The sequence below is a fragment of the Enterobacter sp. BIDMC 27 genome (assembly GCF_000534415.1).
In the GTDB taxonomy this organism is placed as follows: domain Bacteria; phylum Pseudomonadota; class Gammaproteobacteria; order Enterobacterales; family Enterobacteriaceae; genus Enterobacter; species Enterobacter hormaechei_C.
Window position 1 is genome coordinate 853,021 of record NZ_KI973178.1, and the last position, 18,561, is coordinate 871,581.

The 18,561-nt window shown below is 55.9% G+C and carries 17 protein-coding genes and 2 pseudogenes; 12 read left to right on the forward strand and 7 right to left on the reverse strand.

Features of this window, described 5'->3' with window-relative positions; translation table 11 throughout:
* The first annotated feature begins 9 nt into the window (after nucleotides 1–9).
* The gene (locus tag L463_RS18455; RefSeq protein WP_032103318.1) at nucleotides 10–1,671 is read left to right on the forward strand and encodes a putative transporter; all 1,662 of its coding nucleotides are present in this window, start codon (nucleotides 10–12) and stop codon (nucleotides 1,669–1,671) included.
* Here L463_RS18455 and L463_RS18450 read toward each other — a convergent pair.
* Nucleotides 1,639–2,385 (reverse strand): GntR family transcriptional regulator, encoded by a 747-nt coding sequence (locus L463_RS18450; protein WP_017383690.1) that lies wholly within the window; start codon nucleotides 2,383–2,385, stop codon nucleotides 1,639–1,641. The genes L463_RS18455 and L463_RS18450 overlap by 33 nt on opposite strands.
* 222 nt (nucleotides 2,386–2,607) lie before the next feature.
* Between L463_RS18450 and L463_RS18445 the strand changes: the two genes are divergently transcribed.
* The 4 genes from L463_RS18445 (at nucleotide 2,608) to L463_RS18430 (ending at nucleotide 6,326) form a co-directional block, all read left to right on the forward strand.
* Nucleotides 2,608–4,230: an alpha-glucoside-specific PTS transporter subunit IIBC gene (locus L463_RS18445; RefSeq protein ID WP_015570124.1), complete on the forward strand. Its 1,623-nt coding sequence runs from the start codon at nucleotides 2,608–2,610 to the stop codon at nucleotides 4,228–4,230.
* Complete coding sequence (locus L463_RS18440; protein ID WP_032103319.1) at nucleotides 4,227–5,549, forward strand: 6-phospho-alpha-glucosidase; 1,323 nt, start codon at nucleotides 4,227–4,229, stop codon at nucleotides 5,547–5,549. Before L463_RS18445 ends, L463_RS18440 begins: the two co-directional genes overlap by 4 nt.
* Before the next feature lie 92 nt (nucleotides 5,550–5,641).
* Complete coding sequence (locus tag L463_RS18435; protein WP_003861080.1) at nucleotides 5,642–5,989, forward strand: YidH family protein; 348 nt, start codon at nucleotides 5,642–5,644, stop codon at nucleotides 5,987–5,989.
* Complete coding sequence (locus tag L463_RS18430) at nucleotides 5,979–6,326, forward strand: DUF202 domain-containing protein (RefSeq protein ID WP_017383689.1); 348 nt, start codon at nucleotides 5,979–5,981, stop codon at nucleotides 6,324–6,326. The genes L463_RS18435 and L463_RS18430 overlap by 11 nt, the downstream gene beginning before the upstream one ends.
* 82 nt (nucleotides 6,327–6,408) lie before the next feature.
* Here L463_RS18430 and dsdA read toward each other — a convergent pair whose 3' ends face one another.
* Nucleotides 6,409–7,695: a D-serine ammonia-lyase gene (dsdA, locus tag L463_RS18425; RefSeq protein ID WP_032103321.1), complete on the reverse strand. Its 1,287-nt coding sequence runs from the start codon at nucleotides 7,693–7,695 to the stop codon at nucleotides 6,409–6,411.
* Nucleotides 7,696–7,712: 17 nt separating this feature from the next.
* Nucleotides 7,713–9,050 (reverse strand): D-serine transporter DsdX, encoded by a 1,338-nt coding sequence (gene dsdX, locus L463_RS18420; RefSeq protein WP_032103322.1) that lies wholly within the window; start codon nucleotides 9,048–9,050, stop codon nucleotides 7,713–7,715.
* Nucleotides 9,051–9,254: 204 nt separating this feature from the next.
* On the opposite strand from dsdX, the gene dsdC reads away from it, so the two are divergent.
* Together dsdC and L463_RS23335 are read left to right on the forward strand one after the other, a co-directional pair.
* Nucleotides 9,255–10,181, forward strand: coding sequence for a DNA-binding transcriptional regulator DsdC (dsdC, locus tag L463_RS18415; protein WP_032103332.1), 927 nt, complete (start codon nucleotides 9,255–9,257; stop codon nucleotides 10,179–10,181).
* 84 nt (nucleotides 10,182–10,265) lie between these two features.
* Nucleotides 10,266–11,351 (forward strand): annotated as a pseudogene (locus L463_RS23335) (cellulase family glycosylhydrolase); the annotation flags it as partial.
* Here L463_RS23335 and emrD read toward each other — a convergent pair.
* The 4 genes from emrD to tisB form a co-directional block, all read right to left on the reverse strand.
* Nucleotides 11,257–12,441, reverse strand: a complete 1,185-nt coding sequence (gene emrD / locus L463_RS18410) for a multidrug efflux MFS transporter EmrD (protein ID WP_015570118.1) — start codon at nucleotides 12,439–12,441, stop codon at nucleotides 11,257–11,259. The pseudogene L463_RS23335 and the gene emrD overlap by 95 nt on opposite strands.
* A gap of 175 nt (nucleotides 12,442–12,616) precedes the next feature.
* A complete protein-coding gene (locus L463_RS18405; protein ID WP_015570117.1) occupies nucleotides 12,617–13,450 on the reverse strand; it encodes a DMT family transporter in 834 nt (277 codons plus the stop codon).
* A gap of 62 nt (nucleotides 13,451–13,512) precedes the next feature.
* Nucleotides 13,513–13,959 carry a GNAT family N-acetyltransferase gene (locus L463_RS18400; protein WP_003861064.1) on the reverse strand — a complete coding sequence of 149 codons (447 nt, stop codon included), beginning with the start codon at nucleotides 13,957–13,959 and terminating at the stop codon, nucleotides 13,513–13,515.
* Between the two features lie 64 nt (nucleotides 13,960–14,023).
* Complete coding sequence (tisB, locus tag L463_RS24705) at nucleotides 14,024–14,113, reverse strand: type I toxin-antitoxin system toxin TisB (protein ID WP_017383683.1); 90 nt, start codon at nucleotides 14,111–14,113, stop codon at nucleotides 14,024–14,026.
* Between the two features lie 726 nt (nucleotides 14,114–14,839).
* On the opposite strand from tisB, the gene L463_RS18395 reads away from it, so the two are divergent.
* The 5 genes and pseudogenes from L463_RS18395 to ilvN all read left to right on the forward strand — a co-directional run bounded on the left by L463_RS18395 (nucleotide 14,840) and on the right by ilvN (nucleotide 18,519).
* Nucleotides 14,840–15,553 (forward strand): hypothetical protein, encoded by a 714-nt coding sequence (locus tag L463_RS18395; protein WP_032103327.1) that lies wholly within the window; start codon nucleotides 14,840–14,842, stop codon nucleotides 15,551–15,553.
* Nucleotides 15,554–15,748: 195 nt separating this feature from the next.
* Nucleotides 15,749–16,228: an Hcp family type VI secretion system effector gene (locus L463_RS18385; protein WP_032103328.1), complete on the forward strand. Its 480-nt coding sequence runs from the start codon at nucleotides 15,749–15,751 to the stop codon at nucleotides 16,226–16,228.
* 107 nt (nucleotides 16,229–16,335) lie between these two features.
* Nucleotides 16,336–16,434, forward strand: a complete 99-nt coding sequence (gene ivbL / locus L463_RS24205; protein WP_057979964.1) for an ilvB operon leader peptide IvbL — start codon at nucleotides 16,336–16,338, stop codon at nucleotides 16,432–16,434.
* Nucleotides 16,435–16,540: 106 nt separating this feature from the next.
* Nucleotides 16,541–18,228: pseudogene (gene ilvB / locus L463_RS0122585) on the forward strand (acetolactate synthase large subunit).
* Nucleotides 18,229–18,231: 3 nt separating this feature from the next.
* Nucleotides 18,232–18,519 carry an acetolactate synthase small subunit gene (gene ilvN, locus L463_RS18380; RefSeq protein ID WP_015570113.1) on the forward strand — a complete coding sequence of 96 codons (288 nt, stop codon included), beginning with the start codon at nucleotides 18,232–18,234 and terminating at the stop codon, nucleotides 18,517–18,519.
* Nucleotides 18,520–18,561 lie beyond the last annotated feature (42 nt).

Genomic DNA, 18,561 nt, shown 5'->3' on the forward strand with positions numbered 1-18,561 from the left:
ATGTGGATCATGAGTGATATCGCGTTAACCGTTAGCGTGTTGGCCCTTGTCGCGGTAGTGGGGCTATGGCTGGGGAATATCAAAATCCGCGGCGTCGGATTTGGCATCGGCGGGGTGCTGTTCGGCGGGATTTTTGTCGGCCATTTTGCCGACCAGCTTGGGTGGGTGCTCAGCGCCGATATGCTGCATTTCATCCAGGAGTTCGGCCTGATCCTCTTTGTGTATACCATCGGTATTCAGGTGGGACCTGGCTTCTTCGCTTCCCTGCGCGTCTCCGGTTTACGCCTTAATCTCTTTGCCTTCGGCATCGTCGTGATGGGTGGGCTGGTTACCGCCATTCTGCATAAACTCTTCGCGATTCCGCTGCCCGTTGTGCTGGGCATCTTCTCCGGCGCCGTCACGAATACGCCCGCGCTCGGGGCGGGCCAGCAAATTCTGCGCGATCTGGGTATCCCTGCTGATGTCGTCGATCAGATGGGGATGAGCTACGCCATGGCCTATCCGTTTGGCATTTGCGGTATTTTGCTCTCGATGTGGCTGGTGCGCGTGCTGTTCCGCGTTAACGTCGAGCAGGAGGCAAAAGAGCATGAAAGCACGCTGACCAACGGCCATGCGCTCATTAAAACCATCAACATTCGCGTCGAAAACCCCAACCTGAACAATATGGCGATACAGGATGTTCCCATTCTGAACAGCGCGACCATTATCTGTTCCCGCCTGAAACGTGATGAAACGCTGATGGTGCCTTCACCGGATACCCTTATTCAGCACGGCGATCTCCTGCATCTGGTAGGGCAACCGGCGGATTTAAACAATGCCCGGCTGGTGATCGGTCAGGAGGTGGATACATCACTCTCAACCCGTGGAACGGACATGCGCGTGGAGCGGGTGGTAGTGACCAATGAGAAAGTCCTGGGCAAGAAAATACGCGATTTGCAGGTTAAAGAGCGTTATGACGTGGTGATCTCCCGGCTTAACCGCGCCGGTGTCGAGCTGGTGGCCAGCCAGGATGCCAGCCTGCAATTCGGTGATATTCTCAACCTCGTCGGGCGTCCCTCATCCATTGATGCCGTAGCGGACATGGTAGGCAACGCCCAGCAAAAACTCCAGCAGGTGCAGATGCTGCCGGTCTTTATCGGCGTCGGGCTTGGCGTCATGCTTGGCTCCATCCCCCTGTACGTGCCCGGCTTCCCGGTAGCACTGAAGCTGGGTCTGGCAGGCGGGCCGCTCATTATGGCGCTGATTCTCGGGCGTATCGGCTCTGTCGGCAAGCTCTACTGGTTTATGCCGCCGAGCGCTAACCTGGCGCTGCGGGAGTTAGGCATCGTGCTGTTTCTGGCAGTGGTGGGGCTGAAATCCGGCGGCGATTTTGTCGATACTCTGGTCAACGGCGAAGGGATGAGCTGGGTAGGATACGGCATATTTATTACCGCTATCCCACTGATAACGGTCGGATTACTGGCACGTATCTTCGCTAAAATGAACTATCTCACGCTGTGCGGCATGCTGGCCGGTTCCATGACCGATCCGCCCGCGCTGGCGTTCGCCAACAACCTGCACGCCACCAGCGGCGCGGCGGCGTTGTCCTACGCCACGGTTTATCCGCTGGTGATGTTTCTGCGCATCATCACCCCGCAGCTACTGGCGGTGCTGTTCTGGGGGATGGGCTAACAAGTCTTCCGGGTGGATACGCCGCAAATGGTAGTCCACCTGGTAATCGCTGGTGTTCCGGAACATCACGGAATAATTGAGGAACTCGCCGCTGTCGCTGTAGGAAAGGGAGGTGATGCGCAGCAGCGGCGTCTGTTCCGGCACATTCATATAACCGGCCAGCTGTTTATCTGCCAGCACCGGCGTCAGGCTCTCGTAGTTGCCGCTGATGGTGATCCCGCATTCCTTCTCGATGTAATCAAACTTAGATCCTTCGAGATGCGCCAGGGAAAGATTGCGGAACAGCTTCACCGGCATAAAGCTGTCCTCCAGCATCAGCGGTTTTCCGTCCACGTAACGCACCCGCCTTGAAAAATAGATCCGCTCATCAACCTGAATCCGCAGCTGGCTGGCGATGGCGGGCGGCGCGGGCATCACTTCAAACTGCAACACCTTGCTCTGCACTTCTTTCCCCTGCTGGCGCAGCACCTCCACCAGCCCGGTCAGGTTAGTCGTTTCATGATGAACGTCTTTGCGCGCCACGAACGTCCCGCTGCCGTGTCGACGTTCAACCAGCCCCCAGCTTACCAGCAGATCCAGCGCCTTGCGGATGGTCATCCGGGCTACGCCAAACTCCTTTGCCAGCGCTTTTTCTCCGGGTAACGGACTGCCAATGTTGTAGTCCGAGGAATTCAGCCGCAGCCGCAGCCGATCGGCAATTGATTTGTAGATCACCAGTAGACCTCTCTGCGCACATCATGGCGTGGATTACGTCTTAACTTGTCTATGTTTAGTTTAAAAAGTAGACCTGATTGGTCAAATTAAAACCATGAATGCGATCACGAATCGCAGCGGCATACCATGTTGCCGCATCAGTAAGTTCTTATGCTCACCTCAGGCCAGTAAAAAACCATAAAGGCCTCTATCCCCTACAGGTTGTTTCATGAGGATTTAAAAATGCTCAGTCAAATACAACGTTTTGGCGGCGCCATGTTCACCCCGGTTTTGCTGTTTCCCTTTGCCGGGATCGTGGTTGGGATCGCCATCATGCTTCGCAATCCGCTGTTTGTCGGTGAGGCCTTAACCGCGCCGGATAATCTGTTCGCGCAAATTGTTCACATCATCGAAGAGGGCGGCTGGGCGGTGTTCCGTAATATGCCGCTGATTTTTGCTGTCGGCTTACCGATTGGCCTGGCAAAGCAGGCGCAGGGCCGCGCCTGTCTGGCGGTGCTGATTAGCTTCCTGACCTGGAACTACTTTATCAATGCGATGGGGATGACCTGGGGTCACTTCTTTGGCGTCGACTTCTCTGCTGAACCCACTGCCGGCAGCGGGCTGGCGATGATTGCCGGAATCAAAACGCTTGATACCAGCATCATCGGGGCGATTATCATTTCCGGGCTCGTCACCGCCATCCACAACCGATTCTTCGACAAGCCGTTGCCGGTCTTTCTGGGGATTTTCCAGGGCACCTCGTTTGTCGTTATCCTCGCGTTCTTCGTCATGATCCCTTGCGCCTGGCTGACGCTGCTGGGATGGCCGAAAGTGCAGATGGGCATTGAGTCGTTGCAGGCCTTTCTACGTACCGCTGGCGCGCTGGGCGTATGGGTTTATACCTTCCTGGAACGCATTCTGATCCCAACCGGATTACACCACTTTGTCTACGGCCCGTTTATCTTCGGCCCGGCTGCGGTAGAAGGCGGTATTCAGGTCTACTGGGCACAGCACCTTCAGGAATTCAGCCAGAGCACTGTGCCGCTGAAAACGCTGTTCCCGGAGGGCGGATTCGCGCTGCACGGCAACTCTAAGGTGTTTGGCTCAGTCGGTATTGCGCTGGCTATCTGGTATACCGCGTCGCCGGAGAACCGCGTCAAAGTGGCAGGTCTGCTGATCCCGGCCACGCTTACCGCCGTGCTGGTGGGCATTACCGAACCGCTGGAGTTCACCTTCCTGTTTATCTCGCCGTTGCTGTTTGCCATCCACGCCGTGCTGGCCGCAACGATGGCGACGGTGATGTATACCTTCGGGGTGGTGGGGAACATGGGGGGCGGTCTGCTGGACCAGTTCCTGCCGCAAAACTGGATCCCGATGTTCCATAACCACGCCTCGACGGTATTCACCCAGATTGGCATCGGCCTCTGCTTCACCGCTCTCTATTTCGTGGTTTTCAGGACGCTTATCGAACGTCTGAATCTCAAAACGCCGGGCCGGGAAGAGAGCGAAATCAAACTCTACAACAAAGCCGACTATAAGGCCGCGCGCGGGCAAACCACCGCCCCGGCGGCAGCCAGCCAGCAGGTCGGGCAGGCTGCTGGGTTCTTACAGGCGCTCGGCGGCGCAGCAAACATCGAAAGTATCAATAACTGCGCCACCCGCTTGCGTATCGCCCTGGTGGATATGACGAAAACCCAAAGCGACGACGTCTTCAAAGCCCTGGGGGCACACGGTGTGGTGCGGCGCGGCAACGGCATACAGGTGATTGTCGGTCTGCACGTTCCTCAGGTGCGCGACCAGCTGGAATCGCTGATGAAAACCCCCTTAACAAACGAACAAACCACTCTGACAGAGGCTATATCATGAAAAAATTCTCAGTTGTTATTGCAGGCGGCGGCAGTACATTCACGCCTGGTATCGTCCTGATGCTGTTAGCCAACCGTGACCGTTTCCCGCTGCGTGTGCTGAAGTTCTATGACAATGACGGAGCACGTCAGGAGATCATCGCCGAGGCGTGCAAAATCATCCTTAAGGAGCAGGCGCCGGAGATTGAATTTAGTTACACCACCGATCCTGAAGCGGCCTTTACCGATGTGGATTTCGTGATGGCGCATATTCGCGTGGGCAAATACCCCATGCGTGAAAAAGATGAAAAAATCCCGCTGCGCCACGGCGTGTTGGGCCAGGAAACGTGCGGGCCGGGCGGCATCTCCTACGGCATGCGCTCCATCGGCGGCGTGCTGGAGTTGGTGGATTACATGGAGCAGTACTCCCCGAACGCGTGGATGCTGAACTACTCCAACCCGGCGGCGATTGTCGCGGAAGCCACGCGCCGCCTGCGTCCGAACGCGAAAATTCTCAACATCTGCGACATGCCGATCGGCATTGAAGGACGTATGGCGCAAATCGTCGGTCTGAAAGACCGCAAAGAGATGCGTGTGCGCTACTACGGTCTGAACCACTTCGGCTGGTGGACGTCGATTGAAGATCTGAACGGCAACGATCTGATGCCGAAACTGCGCGAATACGTGGCGAAAAACGGTTATGTTCCGCCTTCGGAAGATGCGCATACTGAAGCGAGCTGGAATGATACTTTCGCCAAGGCTAAAGACGTACAGGCGCTGGATCCGGACACCATGCCGAACACCTACCTGAAGTATTACCTGTTCCCGGACTATGTGGTCGCCCATTCCAACCCGGAGCGTACCCGCGCCAATGAAGTGATGGATCACCGTGAGAAGCATGTATTCAGTTCATGCCGGGCGATTATCGAAGCCGGTCATTCTTCTGCCGGTGAACTGGAAATCGACGAACATGCGTCGTACATCGTCGATCTGGCGACCGCGATCGCCTTTAATACCCAGGAACGCATGCTGCTGATTGTGCCTAACAATGGGGCTATCCATAATTTTGACGCCGACGCGATGGTAGAAATCCCTTGTCTGGTCGGCCACAACGGACCGGAGCCGCTGACCGTGGGTGATATTCCGCACTTCCAGAAAGGGCTCATGAGCCAGCAGGTGGCAGTGGAAAAACTGGTGGTGGACGCCTGGGAGCAGCGCTCGTATCAGAAACTATGGCAGGCGATTACCCTGTCGAAAACCGTACCGAGCGCATCGGTGGCGAAGGCGATTCTGGACGATCTGATTGAAGCCAACAAAGAGTACTGGCCGGAACTGCATTAATTTTCCTGACCGGCATCGCAAGATGCCGGTCTCCTTGTCCTGGCTGAATTACGCTATGCTGAAGCCTGCATGCAGCACGACAAGGAACCTTCATGAACATTTCCCGCCTCGGTGAAGCACCGGACTACCGCTTCTCACTGGCTAACGAACGCACGTTCTTAGCGTGGATCCGCACCGCCCTGGGCTTTCTGGCCGCAGGTGTCGGTCTTGATCAGCTCGCCCCCGATTTTGCCACCCCGTTGATTCGCGAAGTGCTGGCCCTGCTGCTGTGCCTGATTGCCGGTGTGCTGGCGATTTATGGCTATCTGCGCTGGCTTAGAAATGAAAAGGCGATGCGTCTGAAGCAGGATCTCCCCTACACGCGCGGCTTGCTCATCATTAGTACGATTTTGCTGATGGTTGCGGGCGTAGTGATGTTACTGGTGTTGTATGCCGGATAGCCGCAAAGCACGGCGGGAAGCGGACCCCGGGCTTCAGCCGGAGCGAACCTCGCTGGCCTGGCTGCGCACGCTGCTGGGGTATGGCGCGCTGATCGCTCTTGCCATTAAGCACAACTGGCACCGCACGGGGGCGCCATTCTGGATCTCCATTGTTGTGCTGGCGCTGGTAGCCGTCATTTTATGGCGCTACACCCGCAGCCGTAACCTGATGGACGTGGCGCAGAACGACTTTGCGCAGCCGAAAGCGGTGCGGGATAAGTTCCTGATTGCGTTGGCTGTGCTATCTCTGTCTTTACTCTTTGCAGTTACTCACATTCAGCAAATTATGAGCTTATAAGCCCGGTGGCGGCTGCGCCTTACCGGGCCTACAACTGCCGCGAACTGTAGGCCGGGTAAGGCGTAGCCGCCACCCGGCATAATTACTTCCCTTTAGCTAAATACTTCGCCATCTCATCCTCCGGCACCATGCCGCCGCCGGTCGCCCACACCAGGTGGGTAACGTTCTCATCGGCATCGACGCGCAGCGGCCCGGCCATCCCCGCCAGCGCCGACGGCTCGAGGCGAATCCCTTCCTCCTGAGCCAGCCAGCCGAGCATGTCGTACATGCTCTGGTCGGAAAGGGTGTAGAACCCGTCAAGCAGGCGTTCCATCGCGCGGCCCACGAAGCCGGAGGCACGTCCTACCGCCAGACCGTCCGCCGCCGTCACGTTATCAATGCCCAGATCCTGCACCGCAATCTCATCGTGCAGCCCGGTGTAAACGCCCAGCAGCATGCACGGTGAGTGCGTTGGCTCCGCGAAGAAGCAGTGGACGTTATCGCCAAAGGCCAGCTTCAGGCCAAACGCCACGCCGCCGGGGCCACCGCCGACGCCGCACGGCAGGTAGACGTACAGGGGATGATCGGCATCCACCACGCGGCCCTGCTCGGCAAACTGCGCCTTCAGGCGCTCGCCAGCAACCGCATAGCCCAGGAACAGCGTACGGGAGTTTTCATCGTCAATGAAGAAGCAGTTCGGATCGCTTTCCGCCGCTTTGCGTCCCTGCTCCACCGCCACGCCGTAATCCTGCTCATATTCCACGACGATCACGCCGTGGCTGCGCAGTTTGGCTTTCTTCCACTCGCGGGCGTCGGCGGACATATGCACCGTCACCTTAAAGCCAATGCGGGCGCTCATAATGCCGATGGACATCCCGAGGTTGCCGGTTGAGCCCACGGCGATGCTGTACTGGCTGAAGAAATCCTTAAAGCGCGGCTCCAGCAGGATGCTGTAGTCGTCTTCGACGCTCAGCAGTCCGGCTTCCAGCGCCAGCTTTTCCGCGTGGGTCAGCACCTCATAGATTCCGCCGCGGGCTTTAATCGAGCCGGAAATCGGCAGATGGCTGTCTTTTTTCAGCAGCAGCGTGCCTGGAATGGCCTTACCGGACTCTTTCTCCAGCCGCGCCTGCATCGCCGGGATCGCGACCAGGTCGGATTCGATAATCCCGCCCGTTGCCGCCGTTTCCGGGAACGCTTTCGCCAGATACGGCGCGAAGCGTTTCAGGCGCGCGTGCGCGTCGTCCACGTCGGCTTTGGTCAGCCCGACATACGGCAATCCTTCCGCCAGCGTCGTGGTGCGCGGGTTAAGCCAGGTGGTTTCTTTCAGGGCAATCAGATCCTCAACCAGAGGAAACTGTGCGGTTAAAGTAGTGATAGTTGCGTTTTCCATAATACGTCTCTTCGCGCTCAGATAATGAAAGAAAGCAGGAATGTGCTGCCAAGTGCAAGCACCGAGGCGATAAACGTCGCCGTCGTATAGTATTTGAAGGTCTCGTTCAGGGTCGCGCCGCAGTATTGCTTCACCAGCCAGAAGAGAGAATCGGTCACGATCGTGCAGCCAATAGCGCCGGACCCGATGGCAATGGTGATGATCTCCGGGCTTACGTTCGGGTAGAGCGGCAGCATCGGCGCCACTATCGCCGTGGCACCCATCATCGCTACCGTTGCCGAACCGACGGCGGCGTGCAGCACCAGTGCCACCAGCCAGGCGAGAAGGATAGGGTGCATATGCAGGTTCGAGAGAATATGCGCCAGCGTCTCCGCCAGACCGCTGGTTTTAAGGATGGCGTTGAACGCGCCGCCCGCACCGATAATCAGCAAAATGTTGGCGATAGAGCCAAAGCCGTGCTCCGTATGGGTCAGCATTGCGCCCATACCCATGTGCTGGCGGATCCCCAGCAGGTAGTAGGCGACAAACACGGCGATAAACATCGCGGTGATGGGGTTGCCGATAAACTCCAGCAGGGTATACAGCGAGCCTTCTTTTGCCATGTTCAGCTCGGCAATGGTTTTCACCAGCATCAGGGCAATCGGCAGCAGCACGGTGAACAGCGTGGCGCTCAGCGACGGCAGCGTGTGTTCTTCCCGCACCTTCAGGTCTGAAAATTCCGCCGGAACCGGCTTATAGGGCAGACGATCGCCGAGCAGCTTCAGGAACAGCGGGCCGCCAACCAGAGACGCCATCAGGCCCACCATCAGACCGTAGACAATCACCGTCCCGACGTCCGCCCCTAATTTATTGGTGACAAACAGCGCGGCCGGATGCGGAGGCACCACGCAGTGCACTGCCATTAGTGCGGTACAGAGCGGAATGGCCAGCTTGAGCAGCGACGCGTTGGTCTTTTTGGCGATGGAAAACGCCAGCGGGATCAGCAGTACCACGCCCACTTCCACAAACAGCGTAATGCCGCAGATCAGGCCGACCAGGACCATAATCACGTCCGCCGACAGCCAGCGGCAGCGCTGCAACGTAATCCCGATGCGCTCTGCCGCGCCGGAGACTTCCATCATTTTGCCGAGAATAGTGCCAAGACCGATAACCGCCGCCAGGAAGCCCAGCGTACCGCCAATCCCGCTCTCAATGGCGTTCACCATATCCAGCGGGCTCATCCCCATCATCGCGCCGACGAAAAAGCTTGCCAGCAGCAGCGCGAGGAACGGGTGAAACTTCAGTTTTACGATGGTTAAAACAATCAATACGATGCTGACAAGCAGCGTTGCCACAACCCAGACCTGAGATCCCATATCTCACCTCACCCTTATGTCATCTGGGGGTATTGGACGAAAAAACAGCGTGGGCTGACAAACGATATAAATTGGCGTTCAGATGAGCCAGATTGGATCAACTGAGTGACTGTGTTCTAAAAAGCGCACTTAACTCGTATTAGGTTCACATAAATTCATTCTTGAGCGGTATGCTGAACGCAGAAATTACGTGTGGGAATTGTGATGACCGATGCGAATGAAGGCAGAAACCGGCTGTTAAACGGCTGGCAGCTGTCGAAAATGTACACCTTTGAAGTGGCCGCCCGGCATGAGTCCTTCGCGCTGGCGGCGGCGGAGCTGTCGCTCAGCCCCAGCGCGGTGAGCCACCGCATAAACCTGCTGGAAGAGGAGCTGGGCATTCAGCTGTTTGTCCGCTCACACCGTAAAGTGGAGCTGACGCAGGAAGGCAAGCGCGTTTACTGGACGCTGAAATCGTCTCTCGACACCCTGAATCAGGAGATCCTGGATATTAAAAACCAGGCGCTGTCAGGTACGCTAACGGTGTACTCCCGGCCGTCGATCGCCCAGTGCTGGCTGGTGCCGATGCTGGGGGATTTTACCCGCCGCTATCCGTCGATTTCACTTACTATTCTGACTGGTAATGATTACGTCAACATGCAGCGAACCGGCATCGATCTGGCGCTCTATTTCGACGATACGCCGCCAAACCACCTTTCTCATCACTTTTTGATGGATGAAGAGATTTTGCCCGTCTGCTCGCCGGCGTATGCCCGGGAGCATGAACTGCTGAAAAACCCCCATAACCTCAGCCACTGCACGTTACTGCACGACCGTCAGGCCTGGAGCAATGATTCCGGTACGGATGAGTGGCTGAGCTGGGCGCAGCACTTCGCGGCGAATATGCCGTTATCATCGGGTATTGGCTTCGATCGTTCTGATTTAGCCATTATCGCGGCCATGAATAATGTGGGGGTGGCGATGGGGAGAAAGCGGCTGGTGCAAAAACGTCTCGAACGGGGGGAGTTGATCGCACCCTTTGATGGGAAAACTCTCAAGTGCCATCAGCATTATTACGTCTCAACGCTTCCCGGCCGTCAGTGGCCGAAAATTGACGCCTTTATCGGCTGGCTAAGAGAGCTGGCGGGTTGAAGAATTATTACGCTTTCGCTCTACACCAAATGTGAAAAAGCGTGCTAAATACAGGTAATGCTTTTGATTTATCCAGGGTAAACCGTGTTAAAGCCTTTTATTGCCACTGCGATCTTACTCTCTTCCGGCTGGGCGATTGCCGCTGAGCCGCCGCTGACGGCTGCCCGTTACGCGCAGATGCTGGGCGTCGGAATGGATGTCGACTGGGCACGCACCGAGCGCGGTATCCGCGAGTTCGACCCGCTGGTGGTCCGTGATTTCCAGGCGAAAGGCATACACCATGTCCGTATTCGGGTGGCGGGCGAACCGACGGAAGCGCGGCTGATTCACCTGCGTAAGCTGGTGGAGGCCTGCGAGCAATACGGCGTCATCCCCATCATCGCTTATCAGGCCGATGAATATAAAAACGACCCGAAAGCGGATACCGAAAAAGAGGTGATTAACTGGTGGATTGCCGTGGCGCACTATTTTGGTCAGCGCTCGCCGTTGCTGGGCTTTGACCTGATCTACGAACCGGCGGACAAGCTCAACCACAACGTTGCTTCGCTCAACCGGGTGTATGAGAAAGCGATCAAAGACATTCACGCCATTGATGCCAGCCGCATGATTTTTATCGCCCCTCGTCTGCGCGCCGCGCCGGAGGATTTATCCAGCCTGAAGCTGCCCGCGCACAGCCAGAATTACCTGCTGGCGGAATGGCATATTTTCCCCTGGGGCCCGCTGAAAACGAACGGTAAATACCCGTGGACGTCCGGAACTACGGCTGAGAAAGCGGCTATCCGTAACCGAATCAACGCCGCGCTGCACTGGCAACAAAAAACCGGGCATGTGAGCTGGGTTGGCGGCTGGGGGGTGGGCGAATCGAAAAGCCTGACGCCAACCGCCTCGCAGATGGCGTTTACCACGTTTATGGCGTGCGAGCTGAAACAGGCCAACATCCCGTATGCAATAAACGCCGATGTTCAGTTTTATGACGGGGAAGAGGGGGCGTGGCGGCCTGCCCCAGAGCGGCTATTGCAGGCGATGATTGCGCCCGTCTGTGAAAAGCCCGGCGAGAAGCCGGGCCATCATGCGGTTAAACCGGCTGTTCGTGATGCGAGACACGCGACGCCAGCGGCAGCCAGCACAGCAAAATCAGCAGCCCCATCAGGGTCATCAGTAAGCCTAAACTCGCCTGCCCGGTCTGCGGCATCATAGCCGAAAGCCAGGCCAGCGCGCCGGAACCGATGTTCTGCAAACCGCCCACCAGCGCGCCTGCCGTGCCTGCGAGGAACGGGAACGGCTCCATCGCGCCGCTGGTGGCGAGGGGAAACAGCATGCCCGCGCCGAAGAAGAACAGCGCCGCCGGGATGAGCAACGTCCAGACCGACATCACGTCAAACAGCCCCGGGATCCACATCATCAGCCCGGCCAGCAGACAGCTGATCACCGACTGCCACATCAGCGTGGAGAAACGCTTGTTCGGACGTCCGGCGAACCATGCGCCGAAGAACGCCGCTGGGATCGGCAGAATAAACAGAATACTCACCACCATGCTGCTCAGGCCAAGGCCTGCGCCCAGCAGCACGCCGGAACAGGCTTCAAACACCGCAATTCCCGCCAGGCCGCCGATTAGCATCAACAGATAACAGGTAAAGGACCCATTACCGAACAGCGTTTTGTAGCTGGCGATGAGCTTCGTGCGCGGCGCGTCTTTTGGGCGGGTTTCCGGCATCCAGCGCGCCATGCTGAAGGTGACAATAATGCACAGCACCAGCAGGAAGGCGTAACAGGCGCGCCAGGACCAGACGGTGTCCAGCAGACCCCCAATCAGCGGGGCCAGTAGCGGGCTGACCAGAATACCCATATTTAACAGACTGTTGGCGTGACGAAGCTGTGTGCCCTGGTACATATCACGCGGCAGGGTACGCGCCATAACCCCGCCAACGCCGGTGCCCACGCCCTGGAGGGCGCTGGCGGCAATCAGGACGGTCAGGCTGTGCGTGGTAATGGCAATCACCGTTGCTACCATGAAAATGCTCATGCCCACCAGAATGACCGGACGACGCCCGACGCGATCGGACAGGGGACCATAAACCAGCTGTGAAACGCCATAGGTCAGCAGATAGGCTGCCATCACGCTCTGGACTGCACCTTCGCGGACGCTCAGATCTTTTGCCATATCGGCAATCGCCGGAATGTAGATGGTTTGTGCCATCTGCCCGACGGCCACCAGTAACACCAGCATCAACAATAAGTTCACGTTCCGTTGCTTTTTCATGTCGCTGAATACTTTTGCCAAAAGAGATAAATAAAGAATAAGTGACTACGCATTCCCATAAATGCGCGAGGAATCTACCACAGAGAGATGACAATTTAAGCATTACTGTGATGAATGACAGAAGACGTGAAGGCAGGATTTGTAAACAAGATCGGCAACTAATGTTGCCAGCGAATTACGCCAGGCGCAGCAGGACCGCACCGGCAGCAATACCCAGTGCCGCCGCGATGCGCAGGCCGGCAACCTTCTCTTTTAAAAGCACAAATGCGATTAATGCGCCGAAGAGAATAGAGGTTTCACGCAGTGCCGCGACCACAGCCAGCGGTGCCTGGGTCATCGCCCAGAGTGCCAGACCGTAAGATCCCATCGTCCCGACACCGCCGAGCAGCCCTTTTTTCCAGTGCAGGCGCAGGTAGCTGGACGCTTCGCGACGCCGCGCCACCATTGCCCAGCTCAGCAGGCAGAAACCGTTCATGAAGAAGGTCCAGAGCGTATAGCCCAGCGCAGTGTCCGAGAGTCGCACACCGGTGCCGTCCACCAGGGTATACCCGGCGATAAAACAGGCGTTCAGCAGCGCCAGCCAGATCCCCTTGCGTGACTGCATGCGGCCGTTCATCGCCATGGCCAGAATCGACAGACAAATGACCCCAATGCCGGACCAGGCAAGCCAGGAGAGATGATCCCCGAGCACCAATACGCTGATCAGCGCCACCAGCAGAGGAGCCGTCCCGCGCATAAGGGGGTAGGTCTGGCTCATGTCGGAGACCTGATAGGTCTTCGCTACCAGCACGGTGTACACCACCTGTAACGCACAGGAGACGAACAAATATGGCCAGCTTGCGGCAGTTGGCTGAGGAGAGAAGGGCAGTAAAATCAGGGCAATAAGCGCGGCTGAACCGCTGACTCCGATCGCCGAGTAGAGTTTATCCGTTCCGGCTTTAACGATGGCGTTCCAGCTGGCATGCAGCAGTGCGGCGAACAGTAAAATGCAGAAAACGGTGATGGTCATGGCGTATCGGTTGGTGAAATGTCATCCAACTGTAACATTCACCCGTCGATGCTGCCAGCCGCTTACACTGCGCAAAAAAGGCGGTGCGTCACCCGGGGTTCGTCTGACACCAGCCTGAAGCCCGCCCGATGGTAAAATCCGTACGCGGTTTCCGGCGCATGGGTATTAAGAAAATCAAACCAGATGCTGGCATCCGCCATCACCACGGTCAAAAGCTGTTTGCCTATGCCCTGCCCACGGCACTTCTCGCTGACGTAGAGATGACGAATACGTCCGGCGCGCGGCTGCTGGCTGAACGGATCGCGATTAAGGCCGCACACGCCCACCAGCCTGCCGTTAAGAAACGCCCCCAGCAGTTTTTCACCCGGCGCGTTAAAGCGGTTTTCACCCCGCTGCCAGTTCTCTTCCAGCCTGCGCAGCATATTGAAATTCAACGCGATACTCTCCGCCTTCAGGGCGATATACCCGGGTTCATCGGGCGTGACGGGCTCAATTAACAGACGCGACATAGCATTCCCTCGTTATTAAAGAGGGGCGGTTGCCCGCCCCTCTCAGGTGCGACTTGAACCTGAATCACCGAACGTATTTCAGGACAGCATCAAGCAGTTGCAATACAGCAACAATGAGTTTGAGGACAAGTATGACCATATCCACGACGCTCATACGCGTCTCCTTTTGGTTAAAAGGAGCACGATGCTGGCGTACCTTTCCGCCGCCTGTGGCCAGCACCTGGATTGACGTAACACAGTGTGCTCACTTCAGGGGTTAAGGCACTGACGGCACCACCCGTTTCAGCCAGGACTTTGTTGCGCCGGTAAACTGCGGCCCCCTCGCTCACTGCGAACACCCTCAGTATAGATAAATACTGTATGCATGAACAGTATTTTATGGACAAAATTTGGAAGGCGATCCATACTCAAAAACGTCAAAATCCGTGCCGGAATTGCGCGTTCGTCTTCGATCGCGTATACTTTTCGCGTTGACGTAACACAGTGTGTTCTGCGGCAACCAACCGCAAAACCCTGATAAAAACCTCGCTTAGGCGGGGTTTTTTGTTTTCAGGGCAGCCCAGAAAAGGTGCTTGTTGACTTATTGGCAATGGGTGCGGCTGGCATGCAGTATGATTCAATGATTAATTTAATAAGTTCTAATAAGCAGTGGTTCTGGTTCTAGGCCACTTATACAAGTTTACGTCTCTCAATACATAAACTCATTCCAGACATCAATACTCTTCTGAAAGTGAAAAAATGGTATCGACTATAATTGCAGTAAATAATAATGAACTAATTTATATTTTTCTTAAATATTTGCGGGGTTAACCCTCCTTAATTTGAATTATTCGATTTTTCATTGTACTATCTATAACCACGCGCATAGTATGGATACATTATGCAGGCATCTGATTATTTAAAGATGAAGTTCCAAAGCGACAGGCAGTTGGCTATTTATGGGCAGCAGGGCGTTGCAGGGACGTGGAAAGCATTACAGGGGATCGGCTCTGATATTTACTCAGGAATTGAGCGTGTAAGTTGGTACTCATCATGCTTAATCCCCAGCTATCACGATGTGTGTGACGAGCTTCTCTCAGAAGAAAAGAGAATGTACCTCTCAATTCTCTCGCTTTACCGTTATCGCGATGTAATAGCCCACATGCTATATCTTTATTTTGGAAGTGTTATTTCCGATTCTGAAAATGGAAATGAACACAATCGCGTTCGTAAGACGGATTCAAAAGTAACCGGGCTTGTTAATAACATACCGACCAGCAAGGCCGCGCGTTTAGCGATAGCATGGGGTCTGGCCAAATCCCTTTCCGAATCTGGCCTGCTGTCTGAAATCGTCGTCGAACGGCTTGCACGCCGCGTACCTAACGTTGTCATGGCGCTTCAATTGATTGGAACGGAACAGAAGTGCGCTCTTGCTGCTCGTCGCCTGAAAACACTGAACCCTAAATATTACGCCACCCTCTATGCCGCACAACTGGAGATGCTTTACTACTTTTTTGAGCCTTTCCTGTCTGAACTCATTAAGAAGGTGCAGTTGGGATTCTATAAGGATTTCGATGCAATTTATAAAGACTTAAAGGGCAAGGAGCATGTTTAAAAGTCTGTTATCAATTCTATTTACGGATATTTTATTCCCTGTTTATATTTTTGCGTGCGCCTCTTTGTTCCTGTGGTTGGTACCTGACCACTGGGTCTTACTAACATTCATTGCTATCGTTGTGTTTATTATTGTTCACCCGATGATTTTTGGCCACTTTGATAAATACGATTAAATGTTATTAAAAGGATTTTTATGTCAAACCCAGCTTATTTGTTTTTAACAGATGAAAATGGTTCTCCCATGGTTGGCCCTTGCCTTGTGTCAGGGCGTGAAGGTGCAATTGAACTTAAAACGTTCACTCATAATGTCAACGTCCCGGTCGACGGGAATACCGGGAAATTGACGGGTACGCGTATGCACATGCCCATCATGTTTCAAAAAGAATTTGATCGTGTAACCCCGCTTCTCTTTCGCGCATTGAGTACGGGAAGAACGCTCAAGTCAGCCACTATTAAGATGTATCAGATTAATGAGGCGGGTTTTGAACAGGAGTATTTTAATATCTTCCTGGAGAATGTGAAAATAACCTCAATCACACCAGACCTGTATCCCGGCGCAAACACCGGAACCCACCTTGAAACGGTTCTCATACGCTACGAGAAAATCACCTGGAAGCATTGCGACGGCAATGTCATCTATAGTGACACCTGGAATGAGCGAGCAACGTACTGAAACGTGATCCCTGACGCATTTTTGCGCAGATGAAAATATTTCCATTGTCACATCCGAAAACCTGTGTTTGTATAAATTCAATCAATGATTCCAAACACAGGTCCCCAATGACTTCATCCATCTTCACTTCGACCCTACTAAAAACTGCGCAACCTGCCGCAGTGGTCGTCGTGCGTGTGGTGGTGGTCGTCGGCAATGCGCCGTAGGGACTGGATCAACACACGAATCCAAAACCCCGCCGGCGCAAACCGGGCGGGGTTTTTCGTTTAGGACCCTCCCCGGAAGGCTGGCTCAGAAGAAAAGGACTGGAGCATGGCAAGTTCGGGCACAACATCCACCAAGACGCGTTTTACAGGCGCGCAGCTGATTGTTCATTTACTGGAACGACAGGGCATCACCACCGTTGCGGGCATCCCGGGTGGGACCGTACTGCCGCTGTATGATGCGTTAAGCCAAAGCACACAGATCCGCCACGTGCTGGCGCGCCACGAGCAGGGCGCAGGCTTTATCGCCCAGGGCATGGCGCGTACCCAGGGTAAACCGGCGGTCTGTATGGCCTGTAGCGGGCCGGGCGCCACTAACCTGGTGACCGCCATCGCCGACGCGCGTCTCGACTCCATTCCGCTGATCTGCATTACCGGTCAGGTACCGTCCTCGATGATCGGCACCGATGCGTTCCAGGAAGTCGACACCTACGGCATCTCTATCCCCATCACCAAACATAACTATTTAGTTCGCGATATCAGCGAGCTGCCTCAGGTTATCAGCGATGCGTTCCGCATTGCGCAGTCTGGCCGCCCGGGCCCGGTGTGGATAGACATTCCTAAGGATGTCCAGACCGCAGAAATTGAGATCGACGTTCTGCCGGAGCCGGGTGACCGTGCCCCCGCGCCAGAATTCAGCGCTGAGAGCGTGCGCGATGCGGCGGCGATGATCAACGCCGCCAAACGTCCGGTGCTCTATCTGGGCGGCGGGACGATCAACGCCGCGGATGAAACCGCCAGTTCGCTGAAAAAGCTAATTTGCCCACCACTATGACCCTGATGGCGCTGGGTATGCTGCCAAAAGCGCACCCGCTCTCTCTCGGCATGCTGGGCATGCACGGCGCGCGCAGCACCAACTATATCCTGCAAGAGGCGGATTTGCTGATAGTTATGGGGGCGCGTTTTGATGACCGGGCGATTGGCAAAACCGAGCAGTTCTGCCCGAACGCCAAAATCATTCACGTGGATATCGACCGCGCCGAGCTGGGTAAAATCAAGCAGCCGCACGTGGCGATCCAGGGCGACGTGGCCGAGGTGCTGGCGCAGCTGATCCCGCAGACGGAGGCAACCGACCGCGCCGACTGGCGCCAGCTGGTGGCCGATCTGCAACGGGAGTTCCCGGGCGCTATCCCAACCGAGGGCGACCCGCTGAGCCACTATGGTCTTATCAACGCCGTCGCCGCCTGCGTGGATGACAGCGCGATTATCACCACCGACGTCGGCCAGCATCAGATGTGGACCGCTCAGGCGTATCCGCTGAACCGTCCGCGCCAGTGGCTGACCTCCGGCGGCCTTGGCACCATGGGCTTCGGCCTGCCAGCAGCGGTTGGCGCGGCGCTCGCCAACCCGGACCGCAAGGTGATCTGCTTCTCCGGTGACGGCAGCCTGATGATGAATATTCAGGAGATGGCGACGGCGGCCGAAAACCAGTTAGACGTTAAAATCATTCTGATGAACAACGAAGCGCTGGGTCTGGTGCACCAGCAGCAGAGCCTGTTCTACAAGCAGGGCGTGTTTGCGGCGACCTATCCGGGGATGATCAACTTCATGCAGATTGCCGCTGGTTTTGGCCTGCACACCTGCGATCTGAACGCCGAAGAAGATGCCCACGCGGCGTTGCAGGATGCGATTTCTCGCCCTGGCCCGGCGCTGATCCACGTGCGTATCGACCCTGAACAAAAAGTGTATCCGATGGTGCCGCCGGGTGCGGCAAATACTGAGATGGTGGGGGAATAAGCCATGCAGAAACAATGTGATAACGTCATTCTGGAACTCACCGTCCGCAACCACCCAGGCGTCATGACCCACGTCTGTGGGCTCTTTGCCCGTCGGGCGTTTAACGTGGAAGGCATTCTGTGCCTGCCGATTCAGGGCAGCGAGCACAGCCGCATCTGGCTACTGGTGAACGACGACCAGCGTCTGGAGCAGATGATGGCGCAGATCGACAAGCTGGAGGACGTCACCAAAGTGGCACGCAACCAGTCCGATCCCACCATGTTTAACAAAATTGCGGTGTTTTTTGAGTAAATCACTTAAGGTAAGAGGCTTTTGCCGGATGGCGCTGCGCTT